Raw genomic sequence first — 18,545 nt, forward strand, 5'->3', positions numbered from 1 at the left:
GTTTTATCTGCTTCAAACCTTGTAATAACCCACTCACTCTTTAATCATTCGCCTTATCCATTATCGTTCTCGCTTCTTCTATGATTTGGTTATAACTTTCGCTCGTTTTCATTTCTTACTCCTTGACTTATTTAATTTTTTGTTTTATAGTTTCAACGCAAGATCACTCATTGCTTTTTAGCATTTTCAGCTATCTTGCGGAATGAAAGAGTGGATAATGTCCGCCTTGTCAATCTCTGCTTTAACATCATTTTTTGTTTGCATTCATTCTCCTTACACTCTCAAAGATTTAAGCCGTTGTTTTGCTTTATTGTGGTTTTTGTGGTAGCACTCTTACAGACATCGCTATAGGAACTCAACCTATGGTTGCCCCTTAGAGGGTTTGGTGTCTTGTAACGCTTTTCGTATTATTCTTAAAACTTTAATTTATATATCGTTTTTAAAGCTAATCCATTTTCACTCCTTGACTTGTTAGATCTTTTTGTTGTAATATCATAACATCAATTAATGGGCTAGAGAATATTTTCTAACCCATACTAAAAACACTTTGAGTGTGCCAAGAGACCCTGACACATAAGACGCAAGGGCTTGTGTATGGTCAAGGTGAGGCTTTTTAATGCTTTTCATTCCTTACTCCTTGTGTTTAATTTTTTATGTTAAAGTTTCAAAACACATTAGCTTTATCAAATATGTCTAGCACTCAGCTCATAACTGATGGTCAATTGCTATTCTGAGATTTTGCTAATGTTTTTCTATGGGCTACACTATCCTTATAATTTCGTTTTATGCTTCGTTTTTAGTATTAATTCATACTTTTCGGCGTTGGCTTGCTCTAAAGGGCTTAAATGGGTAGCGTTTTGTGTGGTTTCGTTCTCTAATTCTCTATTTTTTAATAAATCCTCTTGATCTGTTAGCGGTTTTTGTGTAGTATTCTCTGTAGCACCACCATGGGAACTCGACCTATGGCTGAACCTTTGCCTTAGCATTGAGTCCGGTGCTTGAAAACTTCTTATAAGCGTTGTTATTCTTATAATCTCCGTTACTCTTAAACATTGTTTTTAAAACTAATTCACTATTTCTATTAACCGCTTGCTCCACGACTACCGCATAGCCGTTGATTTGTTTAAACGCCGTTATATTTTCTTTATTTCCTTTTCCTATGGCTCTAATAATTTCATCAGCACTATTAACAATATCTCTATAATTAGCTATGTCTTCGTAAGTAATAGGGCTTTCACCATTTTTGACATTAACAGAATTAACGCCATGCCTTTTGAGTATGTGAGCGATAGCATCATGATCTAAACTCGCTCTTATGTTTTCAGGGTGCTTAAAGTTAGCGTCTTTTAAAAGTTCTAATTCTTTGTTAGAGGCTTTTTCTATAATCATTTTTTTGTTATTTTTGTGTAAAAATTCAACGATTTCAGAGTTTAGGTTATTCACTCCAAAAGTGATCGCATCTCTCCCGCTTGTAGGGATTTCTGCGTTATTTAATAGCTCTTTGATTTGCTCGTTAGTGAGTTTTTGATTAGAAAAATCAAACGCTTTCTCTTTGATTTCTTCGCTGGCTTGCTTGACGCCGTTATTAAGCTCTTCAATGATTTTAAGCGTGTTGTTGGAAAATTTAGCGTTTTGTGCGCTTAGTTCTCTTACTAGGGTTTTAGCGAGCGGATACTAAAAACCTTTTTTAAGAGCGCAGTTGTTGTAAGGCTTCTTTAATCGCTACTTCTATGCTGAGATTGGGTTTTAGGGTTTTTAAGACTTGGTTGATTTCGGTGCTTTTAAAGCCCAAACTCTCTAGGGCTAAAAAGACTTCATTGCGTGCAGGTCTGTTTTCATCTTGAATGAAAAAGCCAATCAAATCCACCATGATCTTATCAGCGAGCTTTTTGCCAATGCTTGGGACTTGCTGGAGTCTTTTGACTTCTTTGGTGGCGATAATGCTTTCAAATTCGTTCGGCGAAAAGCTTGAAAGAATGGCTAAAGCGATACGCCCCCCTACCCCATTGATTTTCAAAAGCCTTTCAAAAAGGATTTTTTCGCCCTCTTCTAAAAACCCGTATAAAAGATGCGCATCTTCTTTGATCACTTGCAAGATTTTCAAACGCGCTTTTTGGCCCGCTTGAAGCAAGGCAGAAGTTCGCATAGAAACTTGCACCCCATAAACAACCCCTTGCACTTCTATATGCACTTCTAAAGCGGAAATTTTTTCCACAACCCCTATCAAACCCACTATCATTTTTATCCCTTTTTTATTTCTTGTTCTAGCCTTTTATCGCACTTTTAGGGACTTTTTTGATTTTATGATCTTCATAGATCACATTCACGCTTTCATTATGGCTTAACATGGCGGTTGAATTGCTCACTTTGGGGTAATTGCGATGGTAAATCACAATATTTTCTTGCTTGAAAGGGTTTTTAGTCGTAATGCTTGCATGCTGGAAGCTGTTTTCTATGCTGATGAGTTTAGCGTAGCATTCGTTATTGATTTTTTGCAATTCTAACATTTGAGCTTTTAAGATTTTCAAACGCTTTAAAGCAAACATAAACTCGCTATAAGCGTCTTTCACGCTTTCTTGTTGCATTAAAGATCGTTTGATTTCTTCAGTGGCGTTTTTAAGCTTTTCCATGATGGCTTGATGGTTTTTGACTAAATGGTTTAAGGACTGGTGCTGAGCGATGATTTTTTTAGATTTTAACCCTAACGCATTGAGTTTTTGTTTAGCGATCTTCAATTCTTCTTGGTTTTCTCGCCCCCCAAAAGCGTAAAAAATAAAGCGGTTGCCATTGCCATCCACCTCATCAATCCAACATTGCTTGGAAAAATACAGCTTGTTGTCGCTTTTGAGCTTTTCTAAAGCGATTTCTTTCGCATAGACCACGCTCCCTGCGCTCGCTTCCACTTTAACGCTATTGGCATACACTTTAGCGCGCTCCAAATACTTGCACTCAAACTCTTTAGCGTAGCACACCCCCTTATGGTTAGTGATACGCGCCTGATTGGCATAGACATAGCTTTCAGGGTGGATTTGCCCCTCTATAGTGATTTCTTTGGCCACTAAGATCACATTCTTGCCCACATTGCCCTTAATATTAATCGCACTCGCTTCTAAAATGAGGTTAGAATCGATCGCATCGCTCAATTCGTCTTTAGCTTGGATCTCTAAAGCTAACCCGCTCTCCACTCCCCCTAAAAGATTAGGCGTTTCAATGGACTTGATCCCGTTTTTAAAGATAAAATTTTGCTTAGAAACCAAACGCCCCTTTTCCATTTTAACCCCTTGTAAGGCTTTGGAGTAATACACTAAGGCGTTATCTTCTTCTCTTTCTTCAAAAGCGTTTTTGTCATGCCCTATAGGGGTGGGCGAATGGGCAACTTTAGGCAATTCAATATAAAGGCCTTTAAGATTACGGCCGTCTCTGCCTTGTTTGGGGCAATTCACGCAAGCGACTTTTTGGTTTTCTTTAGCGATATAGTAATTTTCTTTAACAAACGATTCTTCTTGATCGCTTAAAAAAATGGTATGGGTTGGAAGGTATTCTTCTTCTAATAAAAAATGGGATTGTTCTTCTACATTAGGGATAAAGGTTAAAGAAGCGTATAAAATAAAGCGCTTGTTTTGGGCTTCTTTTTGATATTTTCTTAATTCTGTTTTTAAATTTTCATACATTTGTGAAAGGTGGCGAAACACCACACCTTGAAAGGCTAAACACTCTTTAATATATGCAAACATTTCTTGGTAATGCTCTTCAGTGTCTAGGACAATAAAACACTCGTCTAAAATAATTTCTATTTTGCTTAAATCTTCATCCACTTCCACTTCAAAAAAGCGTTTATAAACGTTTGATTTGATTTTAATATCATGGGTTTGATAAAGGGTTAGCTCTTTTTTTTCATAGTATTCCTCTTCTTCTAATTGCTGCAATTCCCCACCAAAAGCCTCGCTAAAATCGTCTTTAGCGCTGTTTTTGATAAAAATAGAAGTTTTTAAAATCTCAAACCATAGATCTTCTGTTTGTAATTTATTTTCAGCGGCCACTTTTTTTAATTCTTTTTGAATGTCTTTGCACCGCTCAACTTTTATAGGGGCAAAACGCTCCAAGCTCATTTTTTAATCCTTAAATGGTATAATATAAGAATTTGAAAAAAGAAATATGCTAACAAAAAAACACTGAAAATTAGGTAATAAATACAACCAGTATGCTAAAAAAAATATTTTTAACGAATAGCTTAGGGATTTTATGCTCTAGGATTTTTGGCTTTTTGCGGGATTTGATGATGGCCAATATTCTAGGGGCTGGGGTGTATAGCGATATTTTCTTTGTGGCTTTCAAATTGCCTAATTTATTCAGGCGTATTTTTGCGGAGGGCTCTTTTTCTCAAAGCTTTTTACCAAGCTTCATACGAAGTTCCATTAAAGGGAGCTTTGCGAGTTTGGTGGGGCTTATTTTTTGTGGCGTTTTATTCATGTGGTGCTTATTAGTGGCACTCAATCCCTTATGGCTAACCAAACTCCTAGCTTACGGCTTTGATGAAGAAACGCTCAAACTATGTGCCCCCATTGTAGCGATCAATTTTTGGTATCTTTTATTGGTGTTTATCACCACTTTTTTAGGCGCGCTTTTACAATACAAACACAGCTTTTTTGCCAGCGCTTATAGCGCAAGCTTACTCAATTTATGCATGATTTTAGCCCTTTTTATTTCTAAAGAAAAAACGCATTTAGAAGCGTTGTATTATTTGAGCTACGGCGTGCTTTTAGGGGGCGTGGCTCAAATCTTATTACACTTTTATCCTTTAATAAAATTAGGCTTATGGGATTTATTATTTAAGGGGTTGTTGAGCTTTAAAACTAAAAACGCGCTCAAAAAAGAATATCGTTTGAATAGGGTTAAAAAGGATCTGAAAGGGTTTTTCAAGCAGTTTTTCCCCAGCGTTTTAGGCAATTCTAGCGCTCAGATCGCTTCTTTTTTAGACACCACAATCGCCTCTTTTTTAGCGAGCGGGAGCGTGTCTTATTTGTATTACGCTAATAGAGTCTTCCAGCTCCCTTTAGCCTTATTTGCTATCGCTATCTCTAGTGCCCTTTTCCCCAGCATTGCGATCGCTATTAAAAACAATCAGCAGGATTTAGTCTTACAACGCTTGCAAAAGGCGTGGTTTTTTTTGGTGGGGGTTTTGCTTTTTTGCAGCATTGGGGGGATCATGCTAAGCAAAGAAATCACCGAGCTTTTATTTGAAAGGGGTCAGTTTAGCCCTAAAGACACCTTAATCACTTCGCAAGTCTTTTCGCTCTATCTTTTAGGCTTGCTCCCTTTTGGGCTAACTAAACTCTTTTCTTTGTGGCTTTATGCGAAATTAGAGCAAAAAAAAGCGGCTAAAATCTCTTTAACTTCGCTTTTTTTAGGTTTAACGGCTTCTTTGAGTTTAATGCCTTTGTTAGGGGTTTTAGGCTTGGCGTTAGCGAATAGCTTGAGCGGGCTGTTTTTATTTGTTTTAACAATAAAAGCGTTTGGCTTTCAGTCATTCTTGGGTATAATCAAGAATTTAAAATCATGGCTTGTAATCCTTTTCCTCGCTTGCGTGGAAATCTTATTACTCTTAGCGTTCAAATCGTGGGTTACGCATTTATATTTATTTTATTATTTTCAAGGTTTTTAAATGTTCATTTATGATACCAAATTAAAACAAAAAGTCCCTTTTGAGCCTTTAGTCCACAATAAGGCGAATATTTATGTGTGCGGGCCTACGGTGTATGATGACGCTCATTTAGGGCATGCCAGGAGCGCGATTGCTTTTGATTTGTTGAGGCGCACGCTTGAATTGAGCGGCTATGAAGTGATGCTAGTAAGGAATTTCACGGATATTGACGATAAAATCATCAACAAAGCCCTAAAAGAAAACAAAAGCATTCAAGAATTAAGCAGCATTTACATTGAATCTTACACGAGGGATTTGAACGCTTTGAACGTGAAACAACCCAGCCTAGAGCCTAAAGCGAGCGAGTATTTAGACGCTATGGTGCGCATGATTGAAACGCTTTTAGAAAAAAATTTCGCTTATCAGGTCTCTAATGGGGATATTTATTTAGACACGAGCAAGGATAAAGATTACGGCTCTTTGAGCATGCATAATAGCAGTGTGGAATTTAGCCGTATCGGTTTGGTGCAAGAAAAACGGCTTGAGCAGGATTTTGTGTTGTGGAAAAGCTATAAGGGGGATAATGATGTGGGCTTTGATAGCCCTTTAGGCAAAGGGCGCCCCGGCTGGCATATAGAATGCTCTAGCATGGTTTTTGAAACTTTAGCGCTCGCTAACGCCCCTTATCAAATTGATATTCATGCAGGCGGAGCGGATTTGTTATTCCCCCACCATGAAAATGAAGCGTGCCAAACCCGTTGCGCCTTTGGCGTGGAGCTTGCCAAATACTGGATGCATAACGGCTTTGTGAATATCAATAACGAAAAAATGTCTAAAAGTTTAGGGAATAGCTTTTTCATTAAAGACGCTCTCAAAAACTATGATGGCGAAATTTTGCGCAATTACTTACTAGGGGTGCATTATCGCTCTGTTTTGAATTTCAATGAAGAAGACTTGTTAGTGAGTAAAAAACGCTTGGATAAAATCTATCGCTTAAAACAGCGCGTTTTAGGGACTTTGGGAGGAATAAACCCAAATTTTAAAAAAGAAATTTTAGAGTGCATGCAAGATGATTTAAACGTTTCTAAAGCGTTGAGCGTTTTAGAAAGCATGCTTTCTTCTACGAATGAAAAACTGGATCAAAACCCTAAAAACAAGGCTTTAAAGGGCGAAATTTTAGCGAATTTGAAATTTGTAGAAGAACTGCTTGGCATCGGGTTTAAAGACCCTAGCGCCTATTTCCAATTAGGCGTGAGCGAGAGCGAAAAACAAGAAATTGAAAACAAGATAGAAGAAAGAAAACGCGCCAAAGAACAAAAAGATTTTTTAAAAGCCGATAGCATCAGAGAAGAGCTTTTACAACAAAAAATCGCTTTGATGGACACCCCACAAGGCACGATTTGGGAGAAGCTTTTTTAAACGCCTCCAATTTTACCTTTTTACACGCTCTAGCCACAAATTCTAGCCATGTTGCTTTTTAATCTTGTTAAGTTTTATGTTCATTTACCTTAATTTGATAAAAGTTTAACATTGGTTGTAGATACTATATATTTATAGCCTTAATCGTAAATGCAACAGAAATTTTCAAGTCGCACCCTTTGTGCAAAAATCGTTTTACAAAAAGAAAGGAAGAAAATGGAAATACAACAAACACACCGCAAAATGAATCGCCCTTTAGTTTCTCTCGCTTTAGTAGGAGCATTGGTCAGCATCACACCGCAACAAAGTCATGCCGCCTTTTTCACAACCGTGATCATTCCAGCCATTGTTGGGGGTATCGCTACAGGCACTGCTGTAGGAACGGTCTCAGGGCTTCTTAGTTGGGGACTCAAACAAGCCGAAGAAGCCAATAAAACCCCAGATAAACCCGATAAAGTTTGGCGCATTCAAGCAGGAAAAGGCTTTAATGAATTCCCTAACAAGGAATACGACTTATACAGATCCCTTTTATCCAGTAAGATTGATGGAGGCTGGGATTGGGGGAATGCCGCTAGGCATTATTGGGTCAAAGGCGGGCAGCAGAACAAGCTTGAAGTGGATATGAAAGACGCTGTAGGGACTTATACCTTATCAGGGCTTAGAAACTTTACTGGTGGGGATTTAGATGTCAATATGCAAAAAGCCACTTTACGCTTGGGCCAATTCAATGGCAATTCTTTCACAAGCTATAAGGATAGCGCTGATCGCACCACGAGAGTGAATTTCAACGCTAAAAATATTTCAATTGATAATTTTGTAGAAATCAACAATCGTGTGGGTTCTGGAGCCGGGAGGAAAGCCAGCTCTACGGTTTTGACTTTGCAAGCTTCAGAAGGGATCACTAGCAGTAAAAACGCTGAAATTTCTCTTTATGATGGTGCCACGCTCAATTTGGCTTCAAACAGCGTTAAATTAAATGGTAATGTGTGGATGGGCCGTTTGCAATACGTGGGCGCGTATTTGGCCCCTTCATACAGCACGATAAACACTTCAAAAGTGACAGGGGAAGTGAATTTTAACCATCTCACTGTGGGCGATAAAAACGCCGCTCAAGCAGGCATTATCGCTAGTAACAAGACTCATATTGGCACACTGGATTTGTGGCAAAGCGCAGGGCTAAACATTATCGCCCCTCCAGAAGGCGGTTATAAAAATCAAACTAATAATACCCCTTCTCAAAGTGGTGCTAAAAACGACAAAAATGAAAGCGCTAAAAACGACAAGCAAGAGATCAGTCAAAATAACAATAGCAACACTCAGGTCATTAACCCACCCAATAACACGCAAAAAACAGAAATTCAACCCACGCAAGTCATTGATGGGCCTTTTGCGGGTGGCAAAGACACGGTTGTCAATATTGATCGCATCAACACTAACGCTGATGGCACGATTAGAGTGGGAGGGTTTAAAGCTTCTCTTACCACCAATGCGGCTCATTTGCATATCGGCAAAGGCGGTGTCAATCTGTCCAATCAAGCGAGCGGGCGCTCTCTTTTAGTGGAAAATCTAACTGGGAATATCACCGTTGATGGGCCTTTAAGAGTGAATAATCAAGTGGGTGGCTATGCTTTGGCAGGATCAAGCGCGAATTTTGAGTTTAAGGCTGGCACTGATACCAAAAACGGCACAGCCACTTTTAATAACGATATTAGTTTGGGAAGATTTGTGAATTTAAAGGTGGATGCTCATACAGCTAATTTTAAAGGTATTGATACGGGTAATGGTGGTTTCAACACCTTAGATTTTAGTGGTGTTACAGGTAAGGTCAATATCAACAAGCTCATTACGGCTTCCACTAATGTGGCCGTTAAAAACTTCAACATTAATGAATTGATTGTTAAAACCAATGGGGTGAGTGTGGGGGAATACACTCATTTTAGCGAAGATATAGGCAGTCAATCGCGCATCAATACCGTGCGTTTGGAAACTGGCACTAGGTCAATCTTTTCTGGGGGTGTCAAATTTAAAAGCGGTGAAAAACTGGTTATAGATGAGTTTTACTATAGCCCTTGGAATTATTTTGACGCTAGGAATATTAAAAATGTTGAAATCACCAGAAAATTCGCTTCTTCAACCCCAGAAAACCCTTGGGGCACATCAAAACTTATGTTTAATAATCTAACCCTGGGTCAAAATGCGGTCATGGACTATAGTCAATTTTCAAATTTAACCATCCAAGGGGATTTTATCAACAATCAAGGCACTATCAACTATCTGGTCCGAGGCGGGAAAGTGGCAACCTTAAATGTAGGCAATGCAGCAGCTATGATGTTTAATAATGATATAGACAGCGCGACCGGATTTTACAAACCGCTCATCAAGATTAACAGCGCTCAAGATCTCATTAAAAATACAGAGCATGTTTTATTGAAAGCGAAAATCATTGGTTATGGTAATGTTTCTACAGGTACTAATGGCATTAGTAATGTTAATCTAGAAGAGCAATTCAAAGAGCGCCTAGCCCTTTATAACAACAATAACCGCATGGATACTTGTGTGGTGCGAAATACTGATGACATTAAAGCATGCGGTATGGCTATCGGCAATCAAAGCATGGTGAACAACCCTGACAATTACAAGTATCTTATCGGTAAGGCATGGAGAAATATAGGCATCAGTAAAACGGCTAACGGCTCTAAAATTTCGGTGTATTATTTAGGCAATTCTACGCCTACTGAGAATGGTGGCAATACCACCAACTTACCCACCAACACCACTAACAACGCGCGTTCTGCTAACTACGCCCTCGTGAAGAACGCTCCTTTCGCTCACAGCGCCACTCCTAATTTAGTCGCTATCAATCAGCATGATTTTGGCACCATTGAGAGCGTGTTTGAATTGGCTAACCGCTCTAAAGATATTGACACGCTTTATACTCATTCAGGCGCGCAAGGCAGGGATCTCTTGCAAACCTTATTGATTGATAGCCATGATGCGGGTTATGCCAGACAAATGATTGATAACACAAGCACCGGTGAAATCACCAAGCAATTGAATGCGGCCACTGACGCTTTAAACAATGTAGCCAGTTTAGAGCATAAAACCAGCGGCTTACAAACTTTGAGCTTGAGCAATGCGATGATTTTAAATTCTCGTTTAGTCAATCTCTCTAGGAGACACACCAACCATATTAACTCGTTCGCTCAACGCTTACAAGCTTTAAAAGGCCAAAGATTCGCTTCTTTAGAGAGCGCGGCAGAAGTGTTGTATCAATTTGCCCCTAAATATGAAAAACCCACCAATGTTTGGGCTAACGCTATTGGGGGAGCGAGCTTGAATAATGGCTCTAACGCTTCATTATATGGCACAAGCGCCGGCGTAGACGCTTACCTTAATGGGAATGTAGAAGCCATTGTGGGCGGTTTTGGAAGCTATGGTTATAGCTCTTTTAGCAATCAAGCGAACTCTCTTAACTCTGGGGCCAATAACACTAATTTTGGCGTGTATAGCCGTATTTTTGCTAACCAGCATGAATTTGACTTTGAAGCTCAAGGGGCGCTAGGGAGCGATCAATCAAGCTTGAATTTCAAAAGCGCTCTATTGCAAGATTTGAATCAAAGCTATAATTACTTAGCCTATAGCGCCACAGCAAGAGCGAGCTATGGTTATGACTTCGCGTTTTTTAGGAACGCTTTAGTGTTAAAACCAAGCGTGGGTGTGAGCTATAACCATTTAGGTTCAACCAACTTTAAAAGCAACAGCACCAATCAAGTGGCTTTGAAAAATGGCTCTAGCAGTCAGCATTTATTCAACGCTAGCGCTAATGTAGAAGCGCGCTATTATTATGGGGACACTTCATACTTCTACATGAATGCTGGAGTTTTACAAGAGTTCGCTAACTTTGGTTCTAGCAATGCGGTGTCTTTAAACACCTTTAAAGTCAATGCCGCTCGCAACCCTTTAAATACCCATGCCAGAGTGATGATGGGTGGGGAATTGCAATTGGCTAAAGAAGTGTTTTTGAATTTGGGCGTGGTTTATTTGCACAATTTGATTTCCAATATAGGCCATTTCGCTTCCAATTTAGGAATGAGGTATAGTTTCTAATACCATTCTAAAACCCATGCTTTTGGCATGGGGCTTAAGAAATCTTACAAAACCCCTACAACGCATACACGACAAGCTTATTATCATGCCAGATCGCTTCTAGGGGCGTGTCATAGAGTGCGCTTAAATTGTGCGAAGTCATAGCGATTGGCGTGGAAGCTTGCAAAAAAAGTTTTTTATCTTTGAGCATGACCACATGCGTGGAGTGCCTGGCAACCAAATTGGGATCATGGATATTGACTAAAACGCTCAATTCTCGCTTCTTCATCTCATCTTTAATCGCATCAAAAAAAAGGGCTTGGTTTTTTAAATCTAACGCGCTCGTAGGCTCATCTAGTAATAATAAGGGCGTTCTTTGCAACAAACTTCTGGCTAAAAGCACCATTTGCCTTTGACCGCCGGACAAATCATTGATGCCTTGATCTTTTAAGGACTCTAAATCCAAACGCTCTAAAACGCTCGTGGCTTCTTTAATGTGCTTAGCTTTAGGCATAGCGAATAGATTCAAATGCGTCGCCTTCCCCATTAAAACAAAATCCAACACGCTGAAATTAAACGCATAATATTCCACTTGGGGGATATAAGCGATTAGTTTGGCTTTTTCATAAGGCTTTAAGGGTAAAATATCTTTGTTGCACGCTTTAATTTCGGTTTCTTCTAAAGGCTTCAAAAGCCCTAAAAGGCATTTTAAAAGCGTGGTTTTACCCGAGCCATTAGGCGCTAAAATGCTGGTGATGCTGTTTTTTGGCACGCTAAAACTCAACTTGTCTAAAATGAGTTTTTGAGAATATTTAAAGGATAGGTTTTTAACTTCTAAAACCATCACACCCCCTAGTTCTAAACAAAAGACACAAGAAGAAAGGCGCTCCTAAAACGCTTGTCGCAATGCCCACCGGTAAATCATAGGGGGTAATGGTTTTAGCCACCACATCCGCTAAAAGCAAGAAAAACGCCCCCATTAACAAAGAGCTTAAAAGCAGTTTTTGTAAATTCGCCCCAAAAAACAACCTAGCCACATGCGGAATGACTAACCCAATCCAGCCAATCGTGCCGGACACGCTCACCGCTAAAGCGCTCGCAACGCTCACGCACACCAAACAAAGCGATCGCAATAACACCGGGTTAATCCCCAAACTCAAACTTTGCGCATCGCTCAAGCTCAATAAATTAATGCGCCACCTTAACAAAAAAAGCGGGATAAAGCCTAAGGATAGCCCTATGAAAGCGATCAGGCAATCCTTATAACTGCTCAAAGACAAGCTCCCTAAAAGCCACACGACAATCGCTTGCGCTTTTTGGGGGATCACAAAGAATTTGATCGCTCCAGCTAAAGCGCTTAAAAACGCGCTCAACACCACCCCTGAAAGCACCAACGAAAGGACGGAATTACCCAAAACCCTATTCATCGCCAAAACAGCAAGGCTGGCTAAAATCGCCCCAAAAAACGCTAAAATCGCAATGTTGGATTCAAAAATTGATATCGCCATCGCCACGCCTAGCATCGCCCCGCTAGAAATCCCTAGTAAAAAAGGATCCACTAAGGGGTTTCTAAAGATCGTTTGCATCACCACCCCACTCCCGGACAAACTCGCCCCCACTAAGAGCGCTAAAATCACTCGTGGTAGTCGTATTTCTAAAATAATAATACTTAAAGAGCTCAGTTCTTCATTATGCAAAAAGTGGTTTTTCACATTAAGGCACACTTCTTGCCATTCTTCAAAGCTCAAGGACTCCCCTCCAAACAAAAGCACCACCACCGCTAAAATCACGCAAGCTAAGGCAATATGATAGGTTTTAAGCATCACGCTTCCTTTTAAGAACGATTAATCTGAACAAAGAATCATACCAGCTACTCGGGAGGATTCTATACAACGCTAACAATAATTGGGTTTTTAAGCCGATCAAATAGCGGGCCTTGATTTTTTGACTCATGCTAAGAAAAACGATTTTTTGCGCCACGGCTTTAGGGCTTAGGGCTTTTTGATACACGCCAGAATAAAAGCTTTTAGCCGCATTCACCTCTAATGCATAAAGGCTATCTTTTCGCTCATCATTTTCAAAAGCGGTTCTTTCCCAGTTGCTTTTCACCGGGCCTGGCTCAATCAAACACACTTGAACGTTAAAGGGTTTAAGCTCTAAACGCAAGGCATCGCTATAAGCTTCTAGGGCATGCTTACTCGCGCTGTAATGGCCTAAAAAGAGCATGCTCACACGCCCCGCTATGGAAGAAAGGTTAAAAATCTTAGAATGGGGCTTGTTTTTTAATAAGGGCAAACAAAACTGCACCACTTCACAAAGGGCGAAAAAATTCACGCTAAATTGCTTTTTAACCTCTTCAATGGGCGTGTCTTCTACGCTCCCAAACACCCCATAACCGGCGGAATTGATCAAAACGTCGCAATGATTTTCTTTAGCGCTGATGTTTGAAAACACTTCTTTTAAAGCGTTAGAATCGCTCACATCAATATCAACGCACTCGCACAACGCATGGTTTAAGGCCACGCACAAAGTCGCATGCCTAGAGAGTGCATAGACTTTATACCCTTGATCTAACAGCATTAACGCGCACTCCAACCCAATCCCAGAACTCGCCCCAGTGATAACCGCCACCTTTTGGCTTTCTTTTTTCTCTCCAACGCCCATTATCTAACGCTAACCCTCTTATTATTTTTCTAATTCCTCTAATATTCACTCAATATTACTTAATTTTTACTAATATATAGTTCTTGGAATGTTTTTTACAAAAGACATTTTTAACACCAATTTTAATTAAGGAGAAGCAATGCCTCAAATACAATCATCGCATTCTAGCCATTTTGATTTCACTATAGACACAGCGGATCGCACTAAATTATTGATGAGCTATTTAGTCGTGCCTACAACCGCTAATTTCAACAACGTCATGCATGGGGGGAATTATTGAATTTATTGGATAAAGTGGCTTACGTGTGCTCAACTCGTTATTGCGCTAAAGGAACGGTCACTTTAAGCGTGGATGGGGTTACTTTCAAATACCCCATTCCTGTAGGGAATTTGCTCACTTTTTTAGCCAGCATCAATTATGTGGGCAACACCTCGTGCGAAGTGGGGATTAAGGTTTTGAGCGAAGATATTAAAACTCGTGAAATCACGCACACCAATTCATGCTATTTCACGATGGTGGCTGTGGAAAATGGCAAACCCACCCCCATGCCCAAATACGAGCCTAAAACAGAGGTTGAAATCCGTCGCTATGAAGGGGCTTTGAAGCGTAAAGAAATGCGCACAAGAGGGTATTTAAAAAGCGGGAAACACGAGAATATTTAAAAAATAAAAAAGCGTGAGCGGTGTTTTAACCCTAAATTTTATCCCTAAAAAGGGGGGTAGTTGGTTTGAGCGGTTGGTTTGAGCGTTATAAGTTGTGTGGGTGGGTTAAAACAGCTCGTTATGACTGCCTAGTCTTACTAAAAAAGCGTTGCTTTCCACTCCATAAGTGCCAAGAATTTTAAAAATTCGGCTAAACGCCAGGATTTCACAATCTCAGTGAAATCGCTAAAGTCCTCTACCTTAAACGCTCTAATACCCCTAACAGACTTTTTAAACCACTCAATTTGAGAGAGTTTATTGATCGCTTTATAGACTTGCGCTAGAGTGTTTTCTTTAGAATAATTAACATAAACGCTCCCTTGAGTGTTTTCAAACCCTAATAGCTCTAATTCTTGCCTTAAATCATCATAGGCTTTATTGTAGGGTTCTCCGTATTCTTTTTTTAAAATCTCAATCTTTAAATCAAACGCTAGAGCATACATTTTCAAAACCTTTATTATTTTCTCTTTTTAACTCGTTTGTAAGATCATCTAAACTATCAATTTGAGTGAGATTAACCCCATTTAACGCTTCTCTCATGGCTTGTTGCGTTTCAAGGTTTGGGATCTTGCGCCCCAAACAACAATCTCTTTTATCATCAAAAGCTTGGCTGATTTTTTGCAAGAGTTCATTTAATGCGTCTATTTTATCCTTAAAGTTTTGATCCCTTTTTTCCAATTCTTTAGCCATTTTTTCTTTAAAAGAAACTCTATCATTTTGCATCTTTTTGATTTTTCGCTCTAATTGATGGATTAAATTAAAAAGCTGTTTTTCGCTGTATTGGGTGTAGTCTTTTTCTGCGGTAGTGTTTGGCATGCTTTATTCCTTTTTTAAAAATATCAGCTCATTATAGCGCAAGCGATAGAGCGGTATTAAAAAGCTAGAAATCAAAACTTAAAGATTGAAAAGCGGATTGGGAAGTTAATGAAAAAATTAAAGATCAAAAACTTAAAGATTGAAAAGCGGATTGAAAAATCAGTGAAAAGATTAAAAGATCTTTTAGTAAAAAATTTTAAAAAAGTTTAAAAGAATAAAAGTTCTGTGAGTGAAAAATAATCGTTTTAGATTTGATTTTATTATAAAACTCATTTTATTAAAGTTTCGTTTTATTCTCTTAAAGAGATAGGAAGCATTTGAAACTATTCTCCCCCTTTTAATTTAAACCACCCTAAAGAAGCACTTTTTAAGAGATTGTCGCTTGAATTAGCGTCAAGTTTCATACTAACTAATCATCAAAAACGCTAAAAATGATTTTTCATCAAACCCCCAAAAAAAGAGGATTCAAAACAAAGAGTTCAAAAAAGAAACCCCTTAAAAAAAGAAGCCCTCCTAAAACAAAGAGTTTAAAACAAAGGGTTCTCCCCTAAAAAGGGAGCTTCAAAACAAAGAGTTTAAAACAAAGGGTTCTCCCCTAAAAAGGGAGCTTCAAAACAAAGGAATTTAAAACAAAAGGAGTTCAAAAAATCAAAAAAAAACCCCCCAAAAAACAAAGAGAGTTCAAAACAAAGGGTTCAAAAAAAGAAATCCCTTAAAAAGAAGCCCCCCTAAAACAAAGGGTTCAAAAAAAAAAGAGGGTTCAAAAATGAAACCCCCAAAAAAAGGGAGTTTCACAAAGGGTTTTTAGCTTCTAGTAAGCGAACACGTAATTCAAATACACGCTATAAAGCCTGCGGTATTTGAGTTCAGCCCCCATAAAGGAATAATAGTTCGTGTTGATGGTAGGGATTTTAAGCCCTAGTTCAATGCCGTGTTGGGCCACATGATCGCTGCCTTTTTTCTTAGATCTAGCTAAATTCATCCTCACTCCCATGTTGAATAAGAATTGGAAATTCGCCACGTTCAATTTAGCGTTATAGACGTTATTCACGGTGGCTAAATTCACGTATTCAGAATTAAGCCATGAAGTGCCCGCTAACGCAATGCCTCCAAAAAGCCCCACAGAAAGCTTGTTGTTTTTGCCTAAGAAATTGGTGGCTTTATCGTTGATGAAGTTATAGAGAGCGTCCGCTCCAAAACCATAAGTCCACACGTCAGAAGCCGAGTTGAAGAAGCTGGATTTGATGAACGCATGGTTGTAATCAAAAAAGCCGTAATACCTAGCGCCCCATCTTCTTTTTTGGCCAAAGAATTGTTTGTAGCCTACTTGAATACCGATCCCATTCATCGCGCCGTTGTTGGTTTGAGAGCTAACGATGCCCAATTTCCTAAAGGGGTTTCGCCCTAGTTCTTGGTTGATGGTTTGGACTTGGTTATAAGCACTTTGATTGAGGTAGTAATTGGTTTCTATGCCTTGCGGGCTATAGGGGTTATTCTTTTTGCTCACCACATTTTGCAAAGATTGAGCGTTAGGGACTTTGGAGAGCGCGGTGGTGATGCTGTTATAAGTGTTGCCCAATTCATTGTATCGGGATTTGAAATGCACTAGAGTGTCAGCGATGTTTTCTGCTTGCTGTATTTGCTGTTCTTGAGTGCCAAAATGAGCGATGCTGTTGGTTAAATTCGTTAGGGTTTGTTCCACATAGGCGCAACCGGAAGCGAAAGTTTGAGTGGTAACCGTGCCAGAAGGTGAACCTTGTGTGCCACCAGTGCCAGCTGTTGAGGGGTTGTTGCATGTGGCTAAAAAGCCTGTAACAAAATTTTTAAAAGTCCCGCTAAGCCTCTCAGGGTTGATGGCTTGCCCCACTTGTTCGGCTAGATTGAGCATCTTGGCTTGGGCTTGCGCGTTAGCGAGCATGCCTTGAGCGAAGCTAGCGTCTGTGAAAGGGTTGAAAGGCTTGCCGTTATTACCACCCACTTGATCGGATTGCTCATTGCTAGTAATGACGCTCGTTTGGTTGACCAGATCTTGCGCGTCCGTGATCATCTTTTGGATCGCGCTGATTTCTTGTGAAAAAGCGCCGCATAATTTGTTAGAGGACCACTCCCATTTTGGGCCATTAGGTCGGTTAGCAGGCGCGTGGAAATACGGGCATGCTTCGTTGATGGTGTTGATGAGCGTGCTCGCTTGCGCTAAGAGCGCTTGAGCGCTATCAGGCACTCCGCTCAATTCGTTAGTGATTTCGGTGTAGGAGACACCTAATGTATTACCTGGTGCTTTAAAATCAACGACTTTTGAACTGATCGTGGTGTTCACTTGTTTGCCGTCTATGGTTTGGGTTTTAGTTGCTGTTCCGCCGTTTCGTTTGTTGTCATTTATTCCAAATAATGACGGATCGCAGTTGTTATTCCCTTCCCCTGAGCATGTGTAAGTATACTTTACTTTGACCGTTCCGTTGTTTTCTTTGAGCGCGGGTAAGCCTTTCTTTAACGCCGTTTGGAGGATCTGATAGGCTTCGTTAAGCTTTTTAAAATTCTTAATACTCATAGGGCCGTAGTATCCAGGCATATACCTGTTCAAAGAGCAAGTGATGGAAGTGGATCGATACCCTGGCTCGTTGTTGAAGATGGTCGTGGAAGAGGTGCTTTTTGCGCCATGAGCGTTACCTCCGCATTGCGTCACATAGCCCACGACATTCCAAAACCCCACCGCCGCGTTGATCGCTAAAAGCACGGCTTGATACGCTGGGGAGTTGGCTTTATCGCCGATCAAATTCTTCGCGCTCGCGCCCAAATCGTTACGCACCCCATTGATCGCGCTCGGATCAGCGGACAATTTGATCAGGGTGTTTAGGTTGCTGTATCGGGTCAAAAGGTTGTTCAAACTTTCATAACGATCTGAAAGATCTTGAATGCCTTTGGTGTTTTTCACCATTTGAGCGGCCTCACCGATCTGATAGCCAACGCTTGTGTAAAAGCCGTCGTCTTCAGCGCTCAAAGTGGAAACTAAAAGCGAGCCTAAAGTTAATGAAAGGATGTGTTTTTTCATGTTTTCTCCTTTTTAGATTGGATTTAGTAGATTTCATACATTCAATAAAATGTATTTGGAGCATTATAGCATAAAAGCGTTTTTTTTTTTTTTTTGTAGTTTTGAAAAAATTGTGTCATTTTTTTGCTTTTGACGCTTTTTGTTTCATTTGGTGGTGTGGTTTGGTGG

The 18,545-nt window shown here is 39.8% G+C and carries 11 protein-coding genes and 3 pseudogenes; 4 read left to right on the forward strand and 10 right to left on the reverse strand.

Annotated features, from left to right (window positions below):
* Positions 1-445 precede the first annotated feature (445 nt).
* From D2C72_03645 to D2C72_03660, 4 genes and pseudogenes are all read right to left on the reverse strand, one after another.
* Positions 446-627: pseudogene (locus D2C72_03645) on the reverse strand (hypothetical protein).
* A gap of 143 nt (positions 628-770) precedes the next feature.
* Positions 771-1,602, reverse strand: a pseudogene (locus tag D2C72_03650) (DUF3519 domain-containing protein).
* An 85-nt stretch (positions 1,603-1,687) separates the two neighbouring features.
* The gene (gene ruvA / locus D2C72_03655; protein QEF43468.1) at positions 1,688-2,239 is read right to left on the reverse strand and encodes a Holliday junction branch migration protein RuvA; all 552 of its coding nucleotides are present in this window, start codon (positions 2,237-2,239) and stop codon (positions 1,688-1,690) included.
* A 25-nt stretch (positions 2,240-2,264) separates the two neighbouring features.
* Positions 2,265-4,109: a DUF342 domain-containing protein gene (locus D2C72_03660; protein ID QEF43469.1), complete on the reverse strand. Its 1,845-nt coding sequence runs from the start codon at positions 4,107-4,109 to the stop codon at positions 2,265-2,267.
* Positions 4,110-4,201: 92 nt separating this feature from the next.
* Here D2C72_03660 and murJ point away from each other — a divergent pair, with 92 nt between their 5' ends.
* The 3 genes from murJ (at position 4,202) to vacA (ending at position 11,167) form a co-directional block, all read left to right on the forward strand.
* Positions 4,202-5,662: a murein biosynthesis integral membrane protein MurJ gene (gene murJ / locus D2C72_03665; protein QEF43470.1), complete on the forward strand. Its 1,461-nt coding sequence runs from the start codon at positions 4,202-4,204 to the stop codon at positions 5,660-5,662.
* Complete coding sequence (gene cysS, locus D2C72_03670) at positions 5,663-7,060, forward strand: cysteine--tRNA ligase (protein QEF43471.1); 1,398 nt, start codon at positions 5,663-5,665, stop codon at positions 7,058-7,060. It begins immediately after the preceding gene.
* A gap of 216 nt (positions 7,061-7,276) precedes the next feature.
* The gene (gene vacA, locus D2C72_03675) at positions 7,277-11,167 is read left to right on the forward strand and encodes an autotransporter vacuolating cytotoxin VacA (GenBank protein ID QEF43472.1); all 3,891 of its coding nucleotides are present in this window, start codon (positions 7,277-7,279) and stop codon (positions 11,165-11,167) included.
* 55 nt (positions 11,168-11,222) lie between these two features.
* Here vacA and D2C72_03680 read toward each other — a convergent pair whose 3' ends face one another.
* From D2C72_03680 to D2C72_03690, 3 genes are read right to left on the reverse strand one after another with little or no spacing between them, the layout of a single operon-like run.
* Positions 11,223-11,990 (reverse strand): iron chelating transport ATP-binding protein, encoded by a 768-nt coding sequence (locus D2C72_03680; GenBank protein QEF43473.1) that lies wholly within the window; start codon positions 11,988-11,990, stop codon positions 11,223-11,225.
* Positions 11,974-12,969: an iron ABC transporter permease gene (locus D2C72_03685; GenBank protein QEF43474.1), complete on the reverse strand. Its 996-nt coding sequence runs from the start codon at positions 12,967-12,969 to the stop codon at positions 11,974-11,976. Before D2C72_03685 ends, D2C72_03680 begins: the two co-directional genes overlap by 17 nt.
* Positions 12,962-13,810, reverse strand: a complete 849-nt coding sequence (locus tag D2C72_03690; GenBank protein QEF43475.1) for an SDR family oxidoreductase — start codon at positions 13,808-13,810, stop codon at positions 12,962-12,964. Before D2C72_03690 ends, D2C72_03685 begins: the two co-directional genes overlap by 8 nt.
* 139 nt (positions 13,811-13,949) lie before the next feature.
* On the opposite strand from D2C72_03690, the pseudogene D2C72_03695 reads away from it, so the two are divergent.
* Positions 13,950-14,473 (forward strand): annotated as a pseudogene (locus D2C72_03695) (acyl-CoA thioesterase).
* Positions 14,474-14,610: 137 nt separating this feature from the next.
* Here the strand turns inward: D2C72_03695 and D2C72_03700 are convergent.
* The 3 genes from D2C72_03700 to D2C72_03710 form a co-directional block, all read right to left on the reverse strand.
* Positions 14,611-14,955, reverse strand: coding sequence for a virulence associated protein VapD (locus tag D2C72_03700; protein ID QEF43476.1), 345 nt, complete (start codon positions 14,953-14,955; stop codon positions 14,611-14,613).
* A complete protein-coding gene (locus tag D2C72_03705; protein ID QEF43477.1) occupies positions 14,936-15,328 on the reverse strand; it encodes a hypothetical protein in 393 nt (130 codons plus the stop codon). Before D2C72_03705 ends, D2C72_03700 begins: the two co-directional genes overlap by 20 nt.
* Before the next feature lie 811 nt (positions 15,329-16,139).
* The gene (locus D2C72_03710; GenBank protein QEF43478.1) at positions 16,140-18,377 is read right to left on the reverse strand and encodes an outer membrane protein; all 2,238 of its coding nucleotides are present in this window, start codon (positions 18,375-18,377) and stop codon (positions 16,140-16,142) included.
* Between the last annotated feature and the right edge of the window lie 168 nt (positions 18,378-18,545).

Source organism: Helicobacter pylori (genome assembly GCA_008032955.1).
Lineage (GTDB): Bacteria > Campylobacterota > Campylobacteria > Campylobacterales > Helicobacteraceae > Helicobacter > Helicobacter pylori_DC.

Coding starts and splice junctions, on each gene's coding strand:
- ruvA (QEF43468.1), bottom strand. CDS start 2,239: ATGATAGTGGGTTTGATAGGGGTTGTGGAAAAAATTTCCGCTTTAGAA.
- D2C72_03660 (QEF43469.1), bottom strand. CDS start 4,109: ATGAGCTTGGAGCGTTTTGCCCCTATAAAAGTTGAGCGGTGCAAAGAC.
- murJ (QEF43470.1), top strand. CDS start 4,202: ATGCTAAAAAAAATATTTTTAACGAATAGCTTAGGGATTTTATGCTCT.
- cysS (QEF43471.1), top strand. CDS start 5,663: ATGTTCATTTATGATACCAAATTAAAACAAAAAGTCCCTTTTGAGCCT.
- vacA (QEF43472.1), top strand. CDS start 7,277: ATGGAAATACAACAAACACACCGCAAAATGAATCGCCCTTTAGTTTCT.
- D2C72_03680 (QEF43473.1), bottom strand. CDS start 11,990: ATGGTTTTAGAAGTTAAAAACCTATCCTTTAAATATTCTCAAAAACTC.
- D2C72_03685 (QEF43474.1), bottom strand. CDS start 12,969: ATGCTTAAAACCTATCATATTGCCTTAGCTTGCGTGATTTTAGCGGTG.
- D2C72_03690 (QEF43475.1), bottom strand. CDS start 13,810: ATGGGCGTTGGAGAGAAAAAAGAAAGCCAAAAGGTGGCGGTTATCACT.
- D2C72_03700 (QEF43476.1), bottom strand. CDS start 14,955: ATGTATGCTCTAGCGTTTGATTTAAAGATTGAGATTTTAAAAAAAGAA.
- D2C72_03705 (QEF43477.1), bottom strand. CDS start 15,328: ATGCCAAACACTACCGCAGAAAAAGACTACACCCAATACAGCGAAAAA.
- D2C72_03710 (QEF43478.1), bottom strand. CDS start 18,377: ATGAAAAAACACATCCTTTCATTAACTTTAGGCTCGCTTTTAGTTTCC.